Below are 15,889 nucleotides of genomic sequence, written 5' to 3'. Positions count from 1 at the left end.
GAGTCATTATTTTTACAGCTATTATTTAATTGTATCACACCTTCTGCCTAAGAAAGGCATTAATAAAACGGTATAAAAAAAGACTGAGACAAAAGCACGCATTGTGCCTTCACCTCAGTCTTCTTTTCAATTTAAACCCTCGTTTTGCGTCTTTTCACAAAAAAGTTATAAAGAAATACAATCACAGCAAGAACAAGAAGAACGTGAATGATTCCTCCAACTACATTAAATACAAGACCGAGCACCCAAAATAAAAGTAATAGTCCAATTATCGTCCATAACATCGCATTTACCTTCTTTCTCTCTTAATTATTTTAATTAAAGGTTATCTTCCCTCCATTTTATTAAATGAAACTTTTACTTTCAGCTTACGGCCTGTTTAATTTCCTTTAATGATGTTTCCCTGCGGGGCCTCTTTGATTAAACTGATGCACCTGATTTCCCTTGATGCTTACGCTTTCTCCACATTATAAATGAGCTGACAGCCAATCTCATTGGCGGCTGTGGCTATTTTATTCAACTGCTCCCCCATTACCGCTTCACACAGGTATGATTGAAATCTCATTTTTCTTTTATTTCGGATGAAGACACTTTTTTCTGATAGAAGTGTTTTGTGAGACTCAGAAAAGGCGTTTGGGACACTTTTTTTCCATTTCAAGCGTTACCACTCATACTCTTTGATCTTATCAATGACTAAGAATAGAAACTTCACTTTTAATCAACAGCGAAAAACCGTCCAAAAAAATCGGACGGTTTAGCGGAATTATAATAGTCCCGGCAGTAATACAGTTACTGTTGTCCCGTTTGATTTATCGCTGCTGATCGTAAATTCACCTTCATGCAGCCTGACAATTTCTTTAACAATTGAAATACCAAGACCCGTTCCTCCTGTCATTCGGCTTCTTGCTTTATCCGTACGGAAAAAACGTTCTCCTATATGGGCCAGATCATCTTCTGATATTTCATTTCCCTTATTGTTCAGACGAAACAATAGCTGCTTGTTTTCCTCAGTAAGGGTCATTTTAATATAGCTTTCCTCCGAAGAGTACTTTATAGCATTATCCAGGAGATTGTAGAACACTTGCTGCAGCCGTTTTGGATCTCCTGTAACGACTAGATCTTCATGAATATCCAGTTCTGTTTTTAGCTTCTTTTCATTAATTCTGATATCAAATAATGCAAGGGTATCTAAAAACAGCTGAACAATCGCTATAGGTTCAGCATTCAGCGTGTACATGTTTTCCTGAAGATGATCAAGGTCAATTAAATCGGTTATCAGCTTATTCAGGCGATTTGTCTCTCTTTCAATCGTCATCAAATAATGATCCGCTTCTTCTGGTGAGGCATACATTTGGTGTTTAAGTGCCTGACTATAACCTCCAATATAAGTTAGAGGCGTTCGAAGCTCATGCACGACATTTGCAAGAAACTCTTTTTTCCTGGCTTCTTGCTCCTCAAGCGACTGACTCATGGAATTGAAGGCGTGCGCCAGCTGCCCAATTTCATCATGATTTTTGTTTAGAAGGCGATTTGAGTAATTGCCCTTTGACACCTCTCTTGAAAATTCCTGAAACTCATTCAGCGGCTGAAAAAGGGATCGCCGAATTTGATTAACGGCTAAAAAGAGTATCATAAAAAAGAGCGAGCCTACAAGCAGAAGAATGGGCAGACTGCCTTCGAATACTTCTTGAAGATCTGCTAATGGAACATATATATAGATAAAACCTATAAGCCCTTTATCGCCCATAATCGGGAAGACGGCGCCAATAATTTCACGGTTCAATTCTTTTACGTAGCCATCCTTTACAATGTAATCTCCATTTTCAAGGATTTTGCGGTCTTCACCTGTTATGAGAGCTTCATAATTCACTTCATAGGGAAAATACGTGCTTAAATCATCAATATCATCCAGTACAATCACTTCATATTCAGAGACGACATTGTACCAGTGAATTTTTTCAATAATTTCATCACTCAGAGAACCGTAATGATAGTGGGCGGCAGTTCGCTCGCCTTGATAAATGACAGACTCTTTAATGCTGTTAAAGTACAATTCTTTATATAAAAAATGAAGAAAAAAGAACGAGAATAAGATACTGAAAATGATGCAGATGCCGATCAGCATCAGCACTTTCTGGCTTAAGTTCAGACGTTTCAATCATTACACCTCAAATTTATAGCCTACACCCCATGCTGTTTGAATGAGGTATGTGTCATTGTTTCTTCATCATCAATGATGATAACCTTTATTGTATACTCAATTCAGACCCAGCTTTAAAGTTCTATACCAAAGTATAATCCTTATTTTATAACAATGATGTGAAGTTTTTATGAGTTTTTATAAAGAGTTCCAATGACAAAAACTTGAAAAAGATGAGGTTCATTATTAAAATAAGGCTATTAAGACATGATGATAGGCGATGGCGTTCGCCGCAACCGCCTCTGTGCTGATGACTCCTGCTCATAATCAATGTGGGCAGGAGTCTATTTTTTTATCTGAAATTGGAGGTTTGCAAGATGATTTATTTATTGATCGGTGCCGGTGGAATAATTGGCAGTTTGCTTAGGTATTCTTTAGGCGTACTTACCCACCCTTGGCTCAGCGATGGTTTTCCCTTGGGAACCCTTCTTGCGAATTTAATTGGCTGCTTTATTCTCGGATGGTTTACAACTAGTATTGTGAGGCTGAAGCTCTTTCATCCTCATATTTTAGCAGGGCTCGGAACAGGTCTTGTCGGCTCATTCACAACCTTTTCCACGTTTAGTGTTGAGACAGTTATGCTGCTTCGGAGCGGTTCAATCCTCATTGCGTTTATCTATGTGCTGCTCAGTTTTGCAGGAGGGCTTTTCGTGACGTGGTGCGGTTACACCCTGGGACGCGGCATGTTCAAGAAAAGGGGCGAAGCTGCATCATGAATTTATTATTAATTGCTGCAGGCGGATGTTTAGGGGCAATTGCCCGTTTTATTATCAGCTCACGGATGAATATAAAAAGTCAGACTGGATTTCCGGCCGGCACACTCACGGTCAATTTAGCCGGCTCATTCTTGCTCGGGTGGATGACTGGAGAAGGGGTTTCTGAAAGCTTTTATTCGATGTTCGGCATTGGATTTATGGGAGCTTTTACAACGTTTTCCACATTCAAACTGGAGAATATCCAGCTGAGTGAAAAGGATAACAAGCCTGTTCTTATTAAATATCTCCTCTTCTCATATGGAGGCGGGCTATTACTGGCATTTATAGGATTATTAATCGGAATGAACGAGCTTTGAATGCCATATAAAAATAAGCGTAGAATCTCCTGATCCATGGCATCCTACTTAATGGAGGGATGTATAGTGGAAAAAGACTTACAGCTGTTGAAACAATTAACCGAAACTGAAGGACCTTCAGGTTTTGAAGCAAGGATTCATAAGGTGCTAGAAGAAAACATAAGTCAAATTACACCTGAGATACAAAAAGATCATCTTGGAAGTATTGTTGGAGTTACGGGAAAAAAAGGCCCGAAAATCTTAATCGCCGGTCATATGGATGAAGTCGGCCTTATGGTAAAAACCATTACAAATGACGGATTTTTAAGGTTTCAGACATTAGGCGGATGGTGGGGTCATGTCATGCTTGCGCAGCGCGTAAAAGTGCTGACGAAAAAAGGAGATTTGACAGGTGTCATCGGTTCTAAGGCTCCTCATGTTCTATCCGTAGAAGAACGCAAAAATGTGCTGAAGCCCGAAAATATGTTTATTGATATTGGTGCTTCAAGTAAAGAAGAAGCAGAGAGTTTTGGTGTTCAGGCCGGCGATCCGATCGCGACTGTCTGCCCATTCGAAGTGCTGCCAAACCCTAAGTTTCTGCTTGCCCGGAATTGGGATAACCGTGCGGGCTGCTACGTAGCCCTGAAAACATTAGAGAAAATCGCTGCAGATAAAAAGGCGTCAAATATTTTATATGCAGGGGCCACTGTACAAGAAGAAGTAGGCCTGAGAGGAGCACAGACTTTAGTCAATAAAGTCAATCCTGATCTATCGTTTGCACTTGATGTTGGAGTAGCTGGCGATACACCCGGAATGAAAGAGAAAGAAGGACATACGGTATTAGGAAAAGGGCCATTGCTTGGCTTTTACGATGCAAGCATGATCCCTCATCCAAAACTCCGTGATTTTGTCGTCAATGTGGCAAAAGATCTCTCAATCCCGTACCAAGTAGATATCATGCCTGGCGGAGGAACCGATGGAGGGAAATTCCACCTTGGTTATCAGGGGGTTCCTACACTGGTAGTCAGCGTTCCGGCAAGATATATTCACAGCCACGTTTCCATCGTACACAAAGACGATCTGGATCATGCAGTTGAACTTCTTTATGAAGTCATCAAACGACTGGATGAAAAAACAGTTAAGCAAATAATAGAGATGAATGGGAAAATCCATTGAATTTAATAGTAAAAACGAAGAGACTGTTTAAGAACTCTTCGTTTTTTATTTTTCATTGAAAGATTAAAGAATCCCATTTCTTCTTTCTAATAGGACGACATCTCTCCAAACTCCATTCATTTTGCCTAAGCGTTCTCTAATCCCAACTTCTCTGAAACCAGCCTTTTTATGTAATATTATGCTCGAAGTGTTTTCGGGAAAAATTCCTGACTGAAGTGTCCAAAATCCTTCTTTTTCGCTTAATTCTATTATGGAACGCAGCAAGTCAGTTCCAATCCCCTGTCCCTTGTATGATTGGCTGATATAAATGCTGACATCTGCTACTCCTGCGTACACGCATCTCCCTGAGACAGGACTTAATGCCGCCCAGCCAAGGGTTTTATTTCCGTCTTTAGCGATAAGCCGGCACGTTTTTGAATGACTTTCGTTCCAGCTTTTCCAAGAAGGCGCATCCGTTTCGAATGTTGCATGACCAGTCGCAATGCCTTCAAGATAGATAGTTTTAACCTGATCCCAGTCGCTGTCAATCATTTCTTTAATTTGATAGTTCAATGCAAGCACCCCTCAATCTCTTGTTTCCTTCTAATTTATTATAAAATTCAGCTTTTTTATTTAAAAGAAAAAAGCCTCATTTCTGAGACTTTAATATGACAGAAGAAACGCCTCGAAAAGATGAAGCGGCGTTTTCAGTTTTATTATTCGCCAGTCTTGGAAAAATGCTCAATTCTTTCGCCAACTTCATCACGTACACGCTGGAAGAACATCCATTTTTCTTCTTCTGTTCCTTCTGCTTTCGCTGGGTCATCAAATCCCCAGTGTACGCGTTTGATATGTGGAGGTGTTACAGGGCAATTGTCAGCTGCATGTCCGCAAAGTGTAACAATCAAATCCGCATTGTTTAAGATTTCAGGATCAATCACATCTGATGTTTGGTTTGAGATATCGATCCCAACTTCTTTCATTGCCTTTACAGCGTTTGGATTTAATCCATGTGCTTCAAGTCCGGCACTTTTCACATCCCACTCTTCGCCAAGATGTTTTTTTGCCCAGCCTTCTGCCATTTGGCTTCTGCAAGAGTTCCCAGTACATAAGAAGTAGATTGTTTTTTTAGACATAGTTGTTGTCTCCTTTTAAGTTGAGTTTGATGTTTTATATGATGAGCAGCCACAGATAGAGTCCAATTAGAGTAATAAACAAGGTTGGAATCGTTAAGATGATACCTGTTTTAAAGTACGTGCCCCAAGAGATTTTGACGCCTTTCAAGCTCAAAACATGGAGCCATAAAAGCGTGGCAAGAGAACCGATTGGTGTAATTTTAGGTCCTAAATCTGAACCAATCACATTTGCATAAATCAATGCTTCTCTTAGCGTGCCCGCAGTATCTGTACCTGCGATGGCTAATGCATCAATCATGACAGTCGGCATGTTGTTCATGACCGAAGATAAGACTGCGGCAATGAAGCCCATTGAAATGGTTGCGACAAATAACCCTTGATCAGCTGCTGCCTGAATCACATCAGCTAAAACAGCCGTTAATCCGGCATTTCTGAGACCATACACGACGACATACATCCCAATAGAGAAGAAAACGATCGCCCATGGAGCCCCTTTTAAAACTTTTTTGGTATGAACAGCTGGGCTGCGTCTAGCCATAGCCAAGAAGAAAATGGCGACGACACCAGCAACAATAGATACTGGGATATGCAATAACTCACTAATAAAATATCCAATGAGCAGAACCCCTAGCACGATCCAAGAAAGGCGGAACATCTTTTCGTCTTTAATCGCAGCCTTTGGAGTCTTCAAATCACCAAGGTTATAATTTCTCGGTATGCTTTTACGGAAGAACAAGTATAAAACGAGGATACTCGCACCTAAAGAAAAAAAGTTAGGAACAATCATTCTTGAAGCATATTCGATAAAACCAATATCAAAGTAATCAGCAGAAACGATATTCACTAAGTTACTGACTACAAGCGGCAATGACGTTGTATCAGCGATAAACCCGCTTGCGATGATAAATGGAAAGACCATTTTCTCTTCGAAATTCAGGTTCCGGACCATTGCAAGAACAATAGGAGTTAAAATGAGAGCGGCACCGTCATTCGCAAAGAACGCAGCGACAAGTGCTCCTAAAATCGATACGTAAACAAACATTCTTACGCCGTTTCCTCTTGCTGCTCTTGCCATATGCAAGGCAGACCATTCAAAGAAACCAATCTCATCTAAGATCAGAGAGATGATAATAATTGCAATAAATGCAAGTGTCGCATTCCAGACAATCGACGTGACATCCATGACATCACCAAAATCAACTACTCCAACTAATAAAGCAACTAAAGCTCCTCCACAGGCTGACCAGCCGATGGAGAGATTTTTAGGCTGCCAAATCACTAAGATGAGAGTTAAAAGAAAAATGATGGATGCTAAAAGTACTGAAGTCAATCTTTCTTCCCCTCTCTATTCACAGGTAATACGCAATCCTTGTGCTTCTAGTTCTATTAATAAGTTATCTTGTGCAGGTAAATAAATTAATAATCCTTTAATGATTGGATAGTATTCATTCTCTTTATTCGTGGAATAAAAAATCCATTGGCCTTTCCGGTTTTCTTTTACCAATCCTGCATCACGAAGTTTACGCAAATGCTGACTGATTGCTGGCTGACTTGTTTTAAAAATCGCTGTAAATTCACAGACACAGCAATCATTTGTCTCGAGCATTTTCATCATCGTGAGACGTGTTTTATCTCCAAGCAATTTAAGTATTTGAGACACTTTCTGAATATCAAGCGTTGAACTCACTTCCAAATTACCAGCACCTCCATGTCGAAAATCATTATATAATTTTTCACTTATATAATAAAGTGCTTATGTATAAAAACTGTGTAAATTTATTGTAAACATATTCGTTTTTTGAAATCAAAAAACAAAAAAACTTGGATTTACGCTCCAAGCTTCAAAATTTTAATCAACTATGTAAGTTATGAATTGATCCCGCTGTCTTTTCAGCAAGGTATAGGAGAAACCATAGAAATCCTATAGCTGTAAACACGCAGGCTCCTCCCCAATACAAATAGATAAATCCGCGGTTAAGCTCAATGAGCATGTAACTTAGGAATGGCCCCAATGCGGCTCCTACATCCTGAACGATTGAGTAGAGTGTAAGGAAAGAAACAACATTTGCACTCTTTGCTGCATCAATTGCAATGGCATCTGACAGGGTAGAAATAGCTGTAGCTCCTAATAGAACTGAAAGCATCACAATGGTCCATAACCATATGGGCAGACTGTATGAAATCAGTCCAAATAAAACCGCTGTTAAGATACAGGAAGAGATAAATAGGGGAATTCTTCCGCTTGGTCCATCTGACAAGAAACCAATTTTTCTGCCAAGGAACGGTTCCCACATCCATCTTGCAGACTGGATCATTCCTGATAAAAAAGTCACACTGACGATTAAGCCAAAGAAACTGATTTCCTGACCATAATGATAGTCTATGAGTGAGGTTAACGTGGAGGTCAGCACTCCTTGAATCAGCAAGGTAATAAAAAAGCCGCTGATAATAATGAGAAGTTTCCGCTTAAATACAAATGATAAGGCAGCGGGCATTAATGGATCTGATTGGGTGTCTTTTTGAGCATCGTTCTTTTTTGAAAAGGAAAATAAAATGAGCGGAAGTCCAAGCAACGTCAGCATGCCGAATACTATAGAGACCACAGTCAAACCTAAAACCGGAACGAATAATCCTCCAAGCAGCATTCCAAACAAACTGCCCAGACGATAGATTCCGTTGTATAACCCCATTGCTTCACCGCGATGGTTTTCATCCGCATATAATGCCACACTGGAAAGTCCGCCGATCCGAAAAAATGACCAGGCAATTCCCCATAAGCCACGGAGGATAACCCAAGCGATAAACCCCTTAAATATACCATACCCAAGCGTAGTAAATGCTCCAATAATGATCGCAATGATCAGCCCGGTTTTTAAGGAGATTTTTTTATAAATCCATCCTGCAATTGGATTAAAGGGCAGACGAATAAACCGATTAATGGAAAGAAGAATTCCCACCTGCCAAATAGAGTCGAGGCCTGCTTCTCTCCAGAAAATAGGCAAGGCAATATAAAGCATGGAATCTCCCAGTAAACTTAGTGCTGTAATGATGGCAACCATTGTAATCACTTTTTGATTCTGATCGTTCCTTTTTGAATCCTCCATTGCTGCATATCACCTGCTTTCAAATTCCTATTGTTTTATTGCTTCATACGCTTTAAGAAACTGTTTATAGCTTTCATTTCCTAAATCATCTTCTTTTGATTGAAAGAGGCGTTCAAATGTCAAATTGCGGGCCTGTTCGACTGAACATTCAAATGCATTCATAATCAAATTCATATAGGCAATGAAAAACTCTGGCCTTAAAGTGCCTGCGTGATTGATCACCATACACTCACCTCTTTATCCAGTTTATTTTTCAGACAGAAAGGGAGAACTGAATTCTCCCTTATTCTAATTAACAGCAAGAACTAGTTTCGTCACATGAGGATTTAGATTTAAGGTTCAAACTGCACACACCTGTTTCAGGAAGATCTAATTCAACTTTTTCAGCTGCGGCATGATCTCCGCTTAAATATGCAACAACTGATCTGACTTGTTCATATCCTGTTGCCATCAAGAATGTAGGCGCACGCCCATAACTCTTGGCACCGACCATATAAAAATTCTTTTCCGGCTGGCGAAGTTCCTTCTCCCCGTGCGGACGTACAGTTCCACAGCTATGAATATTAGGATCAATTAGAGGGGCTAAGGCTTCTGTACTCTCGGTTGAAGGATCGATTGATGTACGCAGTTCACTGACTATTGTAAGATCTGGACGGCTGCCTGTATTAACAATGACTTCGTCTATTCCTGAAAGAGTTCGCTGTTTTCCATTTTGTGTACCGATCATATTTATACCGTTTTCAGACCTTTTAAGGTTCTGAATAAAAAATGGCGTTTCTACTTTTATCATCTTTTGATCAACCAGCTGATGAATGCGGCTGCCCAATGCACCTCTTGCTTCCAGAGCATCTTTTTCTTCCCCGCCATAGGCATCTTCAACACTTTGCCTTCTCATCACCCAAATGATTTCTGTATCAGGATAAGATTCTTTCAGTTTTGCAAGTTCTAATAAAGCATTAATTGCTGAATGGCCGCCGCCCACAACGGACACACGTTTTTTTGCATACCGCTCTTTTTCTTTTCCCAATATATCAGGAATTCCATAAAAAATATGATTTTGAAGAGATTTTTCATCATTCAGCCATATTCCATTTGAAGTAGATGGATTTGGGTTCCCCCATGTTCCTGTTGCATCCAATACCGCTCTTGCCTCAAACGTTTGAAACATGCCGTCTTTTTCTGCGCAGATGATAAACGGAACTCCATCGCGATTTGCCGTTTTCATTTTATCGGTATCTTTTTTGCTGATAGATAAAACTTTTGTATTTAAATGTAAAAATGGCTGGATGTCAGGAAGGTTCGAAAGCGGCTGCAAATATTGTTCCACGAGATCCTTTCCGGTCGGCAAAGCATCTGGCTCCGGCTGAGTCCAGTCATGTTTTTCAAGTAATGCTAAAGACGCTTTATCCATGTTATACCGCCATGGTGAAAATAAACGAACGTGGCCCCAGGTTAAAATATTAGCACCGGCCTGCTGACCAGCTTCTAATAAGATAAAGGATTCTCCTCTGCTCACTAAATGAGCAGCTGCTGCAAGGCCTACAGGACCTGCTCCAATAATGGCGACGGGCAGTTTTGATTTAGGCTCATGAGACACCTCAGCATTTGTTGGAAAAGATTGATTTTGTGGTGCACAGCACCCGTTTGCTTTAAGTGAGATAGTAAGGTTTACCATAAAAAATCCTCCTCATTATGATTAAATTTAAATCAAATAAAATTATTAGTATGCATCATGCAAAATAATTATTTGCATTTTGCAAGTATTAACTAAAAAGAAATCACCCCAAAGGAGTGCAGCATACGCTCGATTTTGCCATAGATGCATTCAGCAGTTTAATTGAGCGAATGACCGTTTCTTTTTCAAACTCATTCATGTGAGAAAAGACCTCATCCAAATAAGCATTCATCTGATGATCAATTGTTGCTGCAACAAATTTCCCTTCGGTTGTCAGCGAAAGAACATGAACTCTTCTATCATCAGGATGCGGCGTCTTTTTAATTAAGTTCAACTTTATCAAAGATTGGATTTGACGGCTGAAAGTCGTAATATCTGTTCCGAGAACGTCAGCTGCTTGCTGAATAGACGGCTGATGCATATGTTCAATTTCATAGAGAATATGGCTCTGAATTAAAGAAATATCAATTCCGCCTGCTGTACAGCAGTTTTTATTTAGTAAGCCAAAGCGCCGGGTCATGATTTGAAATAGTTCTCGAGTGTTTTCCATATAATCACCTCATACTTTAGTTATACGCTTATTATTTGCATTTTACAAGTATTTTATTATTTGTTTTTCAGTTTTTTATTAAATAAGCAACTGGCCTAAAACAGCCGTTAGTAAACGGCCTATTTGTGAAAGCTATCCATTCTAATAATAAACAGGGTCTTACTATAAAAAGTGGTTTATACGATTCAGAATTGCTGTATCTTTTTTTATCGTGTAGCGCAGTGAGACTTGTTTTACCATTGGAATCTTGATTATGTACTTCACCGCATTTTTTCTAAAGAGGGATTTACATGGTAGGACCAGGTAGTATTGTTTTAATAGGAGCGATGGCATTAATCATTTTTGGACCTAAGAAGCTCCCGGAACTTGGCAGAGCTGTCGGCACAACCCTAAAAGAATTCAAGCAGTCAACTAAAGGAATGATGGATGATGGAAAAGATGATGAAAAAGAAAATGGAAAATAACAAATTTTTCAGGATACATTAAAGAGCCTGAGAAACATTCGTCAGGCTCTTATTTTTCTTTCTAGTTAGATTTGAATGTAATTGTTTTATACTTCAAAACAGAACTCATAACATCTCTACTCTTGAACTATAGATACATATAAATTTTACCAATCCATATACTTAAAAGTTAAGTAAATAAAACGCAGAGGTTTTCAGTACCATAGTCTTCAATCTATACTATAATTGTAAAATGTGCTGACAAGATTGTCACCTTTTTTAGCACTAAATATGCAGCGAATTTTATAAAGAAGGTGTATAAAAATGTCTAGTAAATCGGATGAATCAACCCAGAGTTATATAGATTCTCCAGAAAAACAAAAATTGTTATACAAACGCACGTTAATCATTGTGAGTATTTCACAAATTTTTGGTGGGGCAGGACTAGCTGCTGGTATTACTGTAGGTGCACTTCTTGCACAACAAATGCTCGGAACAGATGCAGTTGCAGGACTGCCAGCTGCTTTATTTACGTTAGGCTCTGCAGGAGCTGCTTTATTAGTAGGGAGACTTTCTCAACGTTTTGGACGCCGCACAGGTCTCACGACAGGTTTTATGGCAGGAGGACTTGGGGCGATTGGTGTTGTCATTGCAGCTATAACAAATAGTGTTTTCCTCTTATTTGCTTCCCTGCTTATTTATGGTGCAGGTACTGCGACAAATTTACAAGCCCGTTATGCAGGCACGGACTTGGCAAATAAGAAACAGCGAGGGACTGCTGTTAGTATTGCGATGGTTTCAACAACGTTTGGTGCAGTTGCCGGTCCAAACTTAGTGGATGTAATGGGCAATTTTGCCCTTTCTATTGGCGTCCCGGCACTTGCTGGTCCTTTCATATTAGCCGCAGCCGCATTTATCTTAGCAGGTCTTGTCCTTTACGTTATGCTTCGTCCAGACCCATTCATAATGGCAAAAATGATAGAAGCATATAAACAAGAACATGGTGACCATAAAAAGAATTTGGCAGCTGCTGAACAAGCAAATAACAAACGAGGCATTGCAGTTGGAGCCACAATTATGGTCCTTACTCAAATTGTGATGATTGCCATTATGACAATGACACCAGTACATATGAAACATCATGGACATGGTTTAAGTGAAATTGGTCTTGTTATTGGTGTGCATGTAGGTTCAATGTTCCTCCCTTCACTCATAACGGGAATCCTTGTAGATAAGATAGGCCGAACTGCTATGACTATTGCATCTGGAGCTACTTTACTTCTTGCAGGTGTAATTGCGGCAATTGCACCAAGTGATTCTATGATTCTCCTAGTTATTTCTCTTTCTTTACTTGGATTAGGATGGAATTTTGGCTTGATAAGTGGTACCGCTCTAATTGTCGATTCAACAGAATCTTCAACACGTGCCAAGACTCAAGGGACAGTAGATGTTTTTATTGCGTTAGCAGGAGCTTCTGGTGGAGCAATGTCTGGAATGATAGTAGCTAATTCAAGTTACACAACATTATCATTTACTGGGGGAATTTTGTCCTTATTACTCATTCCAGTCGTGATATGGTCTCGCAGAACAAAAGAATGATGAAATTTTAAAATGAATACTGTCCACCAAACCGATCTGAGAGTTGATTTGTTCTTTTCATATTCCGCAATCGGTGGCGAAAAATGAATAACTGAGGGAACTCCAAATAAAGAGGGAGTTCCCTTATTTATGTTATCTGCTGCAATTCGTCTTAATAAAAAATATACAAGTCAATTAACATGCAAAGCTAAAACCAATCACTCTAAAAGAAAATAGACCTTGATCATTAAAACACCCAGTAAATTAATGAAAAGTGACTGAAAAGTTATTTCTTTGAAGCCTTTATATAATATTTCAACGAAAACAACATAGGTTAAGGCTCATATAGCCATACTCATAAATATGGTATCTAGTTTTATTGAATGAATATGAATATTCATCCCTACATATGTTATAGCAGCAAATATTGCAGCCATCAAAACACTAAAGATAAAAAAAATCTCAAAATTTGGCGGTCATTTCCTTGGTTGATGAATGATCTTTTTATTATTAAACCTCTGGGGTTGGAGTTGGTTTAGCGTATCCTTCTTTATATTTCTCATCAATTTCAGATCTGATCTCTTTAATTGATTTTCCTTCCTGCAGCTGTAAAACGGATTGTGCTGCTATTTCCAGACAAACTCCGCATTTTGTTCCATGGTCATCCCAGACAATCTCTCCATTTTCCTTGTTCTCATAAACAAAGCAATCATAATTGTTTTTATGGTTTGCCGATTCACCGCAACCACAGTAACATGGAATATTCTCTAAAAGTTCTCTGTTTTTTGCTGCTGCTGAATAAATTAACTGCATATCTTCAGGTTTGTCCTCTAAAAAGGAAGGCAGGGAACCAAGACCTTTTGTTTCTTCTCGAATGTCTCCAGTTGAAGAATGATCACCATGGTCAGCGTGTTCTTCATTACTTGTACTTCCCTTTACCTCTGGCTGATCAGAACATGCTGAAAGTAATAATGTAAAAGCTGTTGCACTGCTTAATAAAACGGCTCTGATTTTCATTTTTCACATCTCCTAGAAAGATCTATATCTATTCTATGGACTACTAACCCTCATTAGCAAGAAAAGTCACAAATCTTTCATTAATTATATCTTTAATAAACATCAATTGAATCCTGAAAATTTGTACATCAAAAAAAAGCAGCGCAGGCTGCTTCCTTTTTTATAAATACTTGCGGTGAATCGCCTTCCCGTCATACGTAAACAAAACAGGCTTCCCTTCCAGAATCGACTCCATGTGCACTGCGCGTCCCCACAGCTGATGAATATAAGGAAGCACTTTTTCAAGATATTTTAAATCGAGTTCAATATCTTCGTACCAGTGCTTCAAGTACAATTCATTATTCTTAAGGTAATCCCCATCGTTCACTGTAATGTACGGGAACCCTCCATTTACACGCATGTTGATTAACTGGTCTCGGACATTTTCCCACTCTTTATCGACAACCTTGTAATCTCTTCCCTGCTTTTGAAAGAGATACATGTCTTCTCTATTAACAAGATCCTTTGTCAAATAATTTCGAATAAATGACAAGTCAGATTCGACTTCACGCACTTCAAACATTTTTTCTCGGCCAGAGTTGGGCTCTACCCCTCGTCTTATCATGTCTTCTGTGGGATTGTTGTAGCGTTCTTCGATGTCTTCAAAAATTTTAAGTCCTAAATAATAAGGATTAATACCAGTCCGTGACGGCTGAACGACACCTGCATTCAGCTTTGCAAATTCAATGGATTCATCTGTTGTGAGGTCAAGCTCTCTCAGTATCCGCTGATGCCAGAAGGATGCCCAGCCTTCGTTCATGATTTTTGTTTCGAGCTGCGGCCAGAAATAGAGCATTTCCTCTCGCATCATCGTAAGGATATCGCGCTGCCAGTCTTCCAGGTCCCTGCTGTATTCTTCAATAAACAGCAGGATGTCCTTTTCAGGTGATGGCGGAAACTTCTTATTCTTTTTTGGAGGAGCTCCTTTTGGCTTTTCCTTATCATCCAATTTCCACAAATCATCATACGGTGAAGCCTTTTTAACATCCTCCTCCTCAGCATCTCCCATTGTCCAGGAAAGCTTCGGCCGCATTAAGGACGGATCGATATGCTCTTGAATTGCAAGCACGGCATCCAAGAATGTCTCTACCTCTGCCCTGCCATGATCAATTTCATATTGTTTAATCCGTTCGGCTGTCGCAGCCATGCTTTCAACCATATCGCGCTTCGTATTTTGAAACCTGCTGTTATTTTTGAAAAAGTCACAGTGGGCAAGGACGTGAGCCACAATTAATTTATTTTGAATCAGGGAGTTGGTATCAAGCAAAAACGCATAGCATGGATCCGAATTGATGACCAATTCGTAGATTTTGCTTAATCCAAGGTCATAGTGAAGCTTCATTTTGAAGAATTGTTTTCCGAAGCTCCAGTGTGAAAAACGGGTCGGCATTCCGTAAGCGCCAAATGTATAAATGATATCAGCAGGACAAATTTCATACCGCATCGGATAATAGTCAAGTCCAAATCCATCTGCAATTTCCGTGATTTCCGCAATGGCATATTCCAGTGATTTTCTGTAAGCTTCGTTCACGCGTTTTCCCCCTATCTCGTCTTTAAGACAATGTATGAATGGCGGGCGGAAAAGATGAAGGAAATCCGGTACAAATTCAGGGTTGACCCAGAAAAGAGGAATCATACACACCCAATGAGTACTCAAATTCAGGGTTGACCCAGAAAAGAGGAATCATACGCACTCAATGAGTACTCAAATTCAGGGTTGACCCTGAAAAGAGGAATCATACACACCCAATGAGTACTCAAATTCAGGGTTGACCCTGAAAAGAGGAATCATACACACCCAATGAGTACTCAAATTCAGGGTTGACCCAGAAAAGAGGAATCATACACACCCAATGAGTACTCAAATTCAGGGTTGACCCAGAAAAGAGGAATCATACGCAAGCAATGAGTACACAAATTCAGGGTTGACCCAGAAAAGAG

Annotated in this window: 17 protein-coding genes and 1 riboswitch; of the genes, 5 read left to right on the top strand and 12 right to left on the bottom strand. The window is 39.6% G+C overall.

The window, feature by feature from the left end:
• Window positions 1-131: 131 nt before the first annotated feature.
• Together QLQ22_RS04310 and QLQ22_RS04305 are read right to left on the bottom strand one after the other, a co-directional pair.
• Window positions 132-284 (bottom strand): lmo0937 family membrane protein, encoded by a 153-nt coding sequence (locus QLQ22_RS04310; protein ID WP_223440000.1) that lies wholly within the window; start codon window positions 282-284, stop codon window positions 132-134.
• Between the two features lie 479 nt (window positions 285-763).
• The gene (locus tag QLQ22_RS04305; RefSeq protein WP_284016070.1) at window positions 764-2,158 is read right to left on the bottom strand and encodes a sensor histidine kinase; all 1,395 of its coding nucleotides are present in this window, start codon (window positions 2,156-2,158) and stop codon (window positions 764-766) included.
• Window positions 2,159-2,407: 249 nt separating this feature from the next.
• A riboswitch (Fluoride riboswitch) is annotated at window positions 2,408-2,467 on the top strand.
• Between the two features lie 50 nt (window positions 2,468-2,517).
• On the opposite strand from QLQ22_RS04305, the gene crcB reads away from it, so the two are divergent.
• The 3 genes from crcB (at window position 2,518) to QLQ22_RS04290 (ending at window position 4,427) form a co-directional block, all read left to right on the top strand.
• The gene (gene crcB, locus QLQ22_RS04300; RefSeq protein ID WP_284016069.1) at window positions 2,518-2,916 is read left to right on the top strand and encodes a fluoride efflux transporter CrcB; all 399 of its coding nucleotides are present in this window, start codon (window positions 2,518-2,520) and stop codon (window positions 2,914-2,916) included.
• Entirely contained in the window at window positions 2,913-3,272 is a 360-nt protein-coding gene (locus tag QLQ22_RS04295) for a fluoride efflux transporter FluC (protein WP_284016068.1), read from the top strand. The genes crcB and QLQ22_RS04295 overlap by 4 nt, the downstream gene beginning before the upstream one ends.
• Window positions 3,273-3,338: 66 nt before the next feature.
• Entirely contained in the window at window positions 3,339-4,427 is a 1,089-nt protein-coding gene (locus QLQ22_RS04290) for a M42 family metallopeptidase (RefSeq protein WP_423246230.1), read from the top strand.
• 63 nt (window positions 4,428-4,490) lie between these two features.
• On the opposite strand, the gene QLQ22_RS04285 is transcribed toward QLQ22_RS04290, so the two are convergent.
• From QLQ22_RS04285 to QLQ22_RS04250, 8 genes are all read right to left on the bottom strand, one after another.
• On the bottom strand, window positions 4,491-4,979 hold the full coding sequence (locus QLQ22_RS04285) for a GNAT family N-acetyltransferase (RefSeq protein ID WP_284016067.1): 489 nt from the start codon (window positions 4,977-4,979) through the stop codon (window positions 4,491-4,493).
• Between the two features lie 143 nt (window positions 4,980-5,122).
• The gene (gene arsC, locus QLQ22_RS04280) at window positions 5,123-5,542 is read right to left on the bottom strand and encodes an arsenate reductase (thioredoxin) (protein ID WP_284016066.1); all 420 of its coding nucleotides are present in this window, start codon (window positions 5,540-5,542) and stop codon (window positions 5,123-5,125) included.
• Window positions 5,543-5,576: 34 nt separating this feature from the next.
• Window positions 5,577-6,872 carry an arsenic transporter gene (locus QLQ22_RS04275; RefSeq protein WP_252208085.1) on the bottom strand — a complete coding sequence of 432 codons (1,296 nt, stop codon included), beginning with the start codon at window positions 6,870-6,872 and terminating at the stop codon, window positions 5,577-5,579.
• A 15-nt stretch (window positions 6,873-6,887) separates the two neighbouring features.
• On the bottom strand, window positions 6,888-7,235 hold the full coding sequence (locus QLQ22_RS04270) for an ArsR/SmtB family transcription factor (RefSeq protein WP_284016065.1): 348 nt from the start codon (window positions 7,233-7,235) through the stop codon (window positions 6,888-6,890).
• 160 nt (window positions 7,236-7,395) lie between these two features.
• The gene (locus QLQ22_RS04265; protein ID WP_284016064.1) at window positions 7,396-8,646 is read right to left on the bottom strand and encodes an MFS transporter; all 1,251 of its coding nucleotides are present in this window, start codon (window positions 8,644-8,646) and stop codon (window positions 7,396-7,398) included.
• A 27-nt stretch (window positions 8,647-8,673) separates the two neighbouring features.
• Window positions 8,674-8,871 carry a hypothetical protein gene (locus QLQ22_RS04260; protein WP_284016063.1) on the bottom strand — a complete coding sequence of 66 codons (198 nt, stop codon included), beginning with the start codon at window positions 8,869-8,871 and terminating at the stop codon, window positions 8,674-8,676.
• Between the two features lie 67 nt (window positions 8,872-8,938).
• Window positions 8,939-10,321 carry an FAD-dependent oxidoreductase gene (locus QLQ22_RS04255; protein WP_284016062.1) on the bottom strand — a complete coding sequence of 461 codons (1,383 nt, stop codon included), beginning with the start codon at window positions 10,319-10,321 and terminating at the stop codon, window positions 8,939-8,941.
• Between the two features lie 103 nt (window positions 10,322-10,424).
• Entirely contained in the window at window positions 10,425-10,871 is a 447-nt protein-coding gene (locus QLQ22_RS04250) for a MarR family winged helix-turn-helix transcriptional regulator (RefSeq protein ID WP_284016061.1), read from the bottom strand.
• Between the two features lie 290 nt (window positions 10,872-11,161).
• On the opposite strand from QLQ22_RS04250, the gene QLQ22_RS04245 reads away from it, so the two are divergent.
• Both QLQ22_RS04245 and QLQ22_RS04240 read left to right on the top strand, forming a co-directional pair.
• Entirely contained in the window at window positions 11,162-11,335 is a 174-nt protein-coding gene (locus tag QLQ22_RS04245; RefSeq protein WP_284016060.1) for a twin-arginine translocase TatA/TatE family subunit, read from the top strand.
• Window positions 11,336-11,638: 303 nt separating this feature from the next.
• Window positions 11,639-12,913, top strand: coding sequence for an MFS transporter (locus QLQ22_RS04240; protein WP_284016059.1), 1,275 nt, complete (start codon window positions 11,639-11,641; stop codon window positions 12,911-12,913).
• A gap of 489 nt (window positions 12,914-13,402) precedes the next feature.
• Here QLQ22_RS04240 and QLQ22_RS04235 read toward each other — a convergent pair whose 3' ends face one another.
• On the bottom strand, window positions 13,403-13,909 hold the full coding sequence (locus QLQ22_RS04235; RefSeq protein ID WP_284016058.1) for a PCYCGC motif-containing (lipo)protein: 507 nt from the start codon (window positions 13,907-13,909) through the stop codon (window positions 13,403-13,405).
• Between the two features lie 160 nt (window positions 13,910-14,069).
• Entirely contained in the window at window positions 14,070-15,479 is a 1,410-nt protein-coding gene (locus QLQ22_RS04230) for a SpoVR family protein (RefSeq protein ID WP_223439984.1), read from the bottom strand.
• Between the last annotated feature and the right edge of the window lie 410 nt (window positions 15,480-15,889).

Source organism: Metabacillus hrfriensis (genome assembly GCF_030127205.1).
Lineage (GTDB): Bacteria > Bacillota > Bacilli > Bacillales > Bacillaceae > Bacillus_P > Bacillus_P dongyingensis.
The sequence above is the reverse complement of the archived record's forward strand: the minus strand, read 5'-3'. Positions and strand labels throughout refer to the sequence as shown.

Bases quoted from the DNA above. Each gene is read 5' to 3' on its own strand.
- QLQ22_RS04240 (WP_284016059.1), top strand. From the start codon at position 11,639: ATGTCTAGTAAATCGGATGAATCAACCCAGAGTTATATAGATTCTCCA.
- QLQ22_RS04260 (WP_284016063.1), bottom strand. From the start codon at position 8,871: ATGGTGATCAATCACGCAGGCACTTTAAGGCCAGAGTTTTTCATTGCC.
- QLQ22_RS04255 (WP_284016062.1), bottom strand. From the start codon at position 10,321: ATGGTAAACCTTACTATCTCACTTAAAGCAAACGGGTGCTGTGCACCA.
- QLQ22_RS04250 (WP_284016061.1), bottom strand. From the start codon at position 10,871: ATGGAAAACACTCGAGAACTATTTCAAATCATGACCCGGCGCTTTGGC.
- crcB (WP_284016069.1), top strand. From the start codon at position 2,518: ATGATTTATTTATTGATCGGTGCCGGTGGAATAATTGGCAGTTTGCTT.
- arsC (WP_284016066.1), bottom strand. From the start codon at position 5,542: ATGTCTAAAAAAACAATCTACTTCTTATGTACTGGGAACTCTTGCAGA.
- QLQ22_RS04310 (WP_223440000.1), bottom strand. From the start codon at position 284: ATGTTATGGACGATAATTGGACTATTACTTTTATTTTGGGTGCTCGGT.
- QLQ22_RS04265 (WP_284016064.1), bottom strand. From the start codon at position 8,646: ATGGAGGATTCAAAAAGGAACGATCAGAATCAAAAAGTGATTACAATG.
- QLQ22_RS04245 (WP_284016060.1), top strand. From the start codon at position 11,162: ATGGTAGGACCAGGTAGTATTGTTTTAATAGGAGCGATGGCATTAATC.
- QLQ22_RS04235 (WP_284016058.1), bottom strand. From the start codon at position 13,909: ATGAAAATCAGAGCCGTTTTATTAAGCAGTGCAACAGCTTTTACATTA.
- QLQ22_RS04295 (WP_284016068.1), top strand. From the start codon at position 2,913: ATGAATTTATTATTAATTGCTGCAGGCGGATGTTTAGGGGCAATTGCC.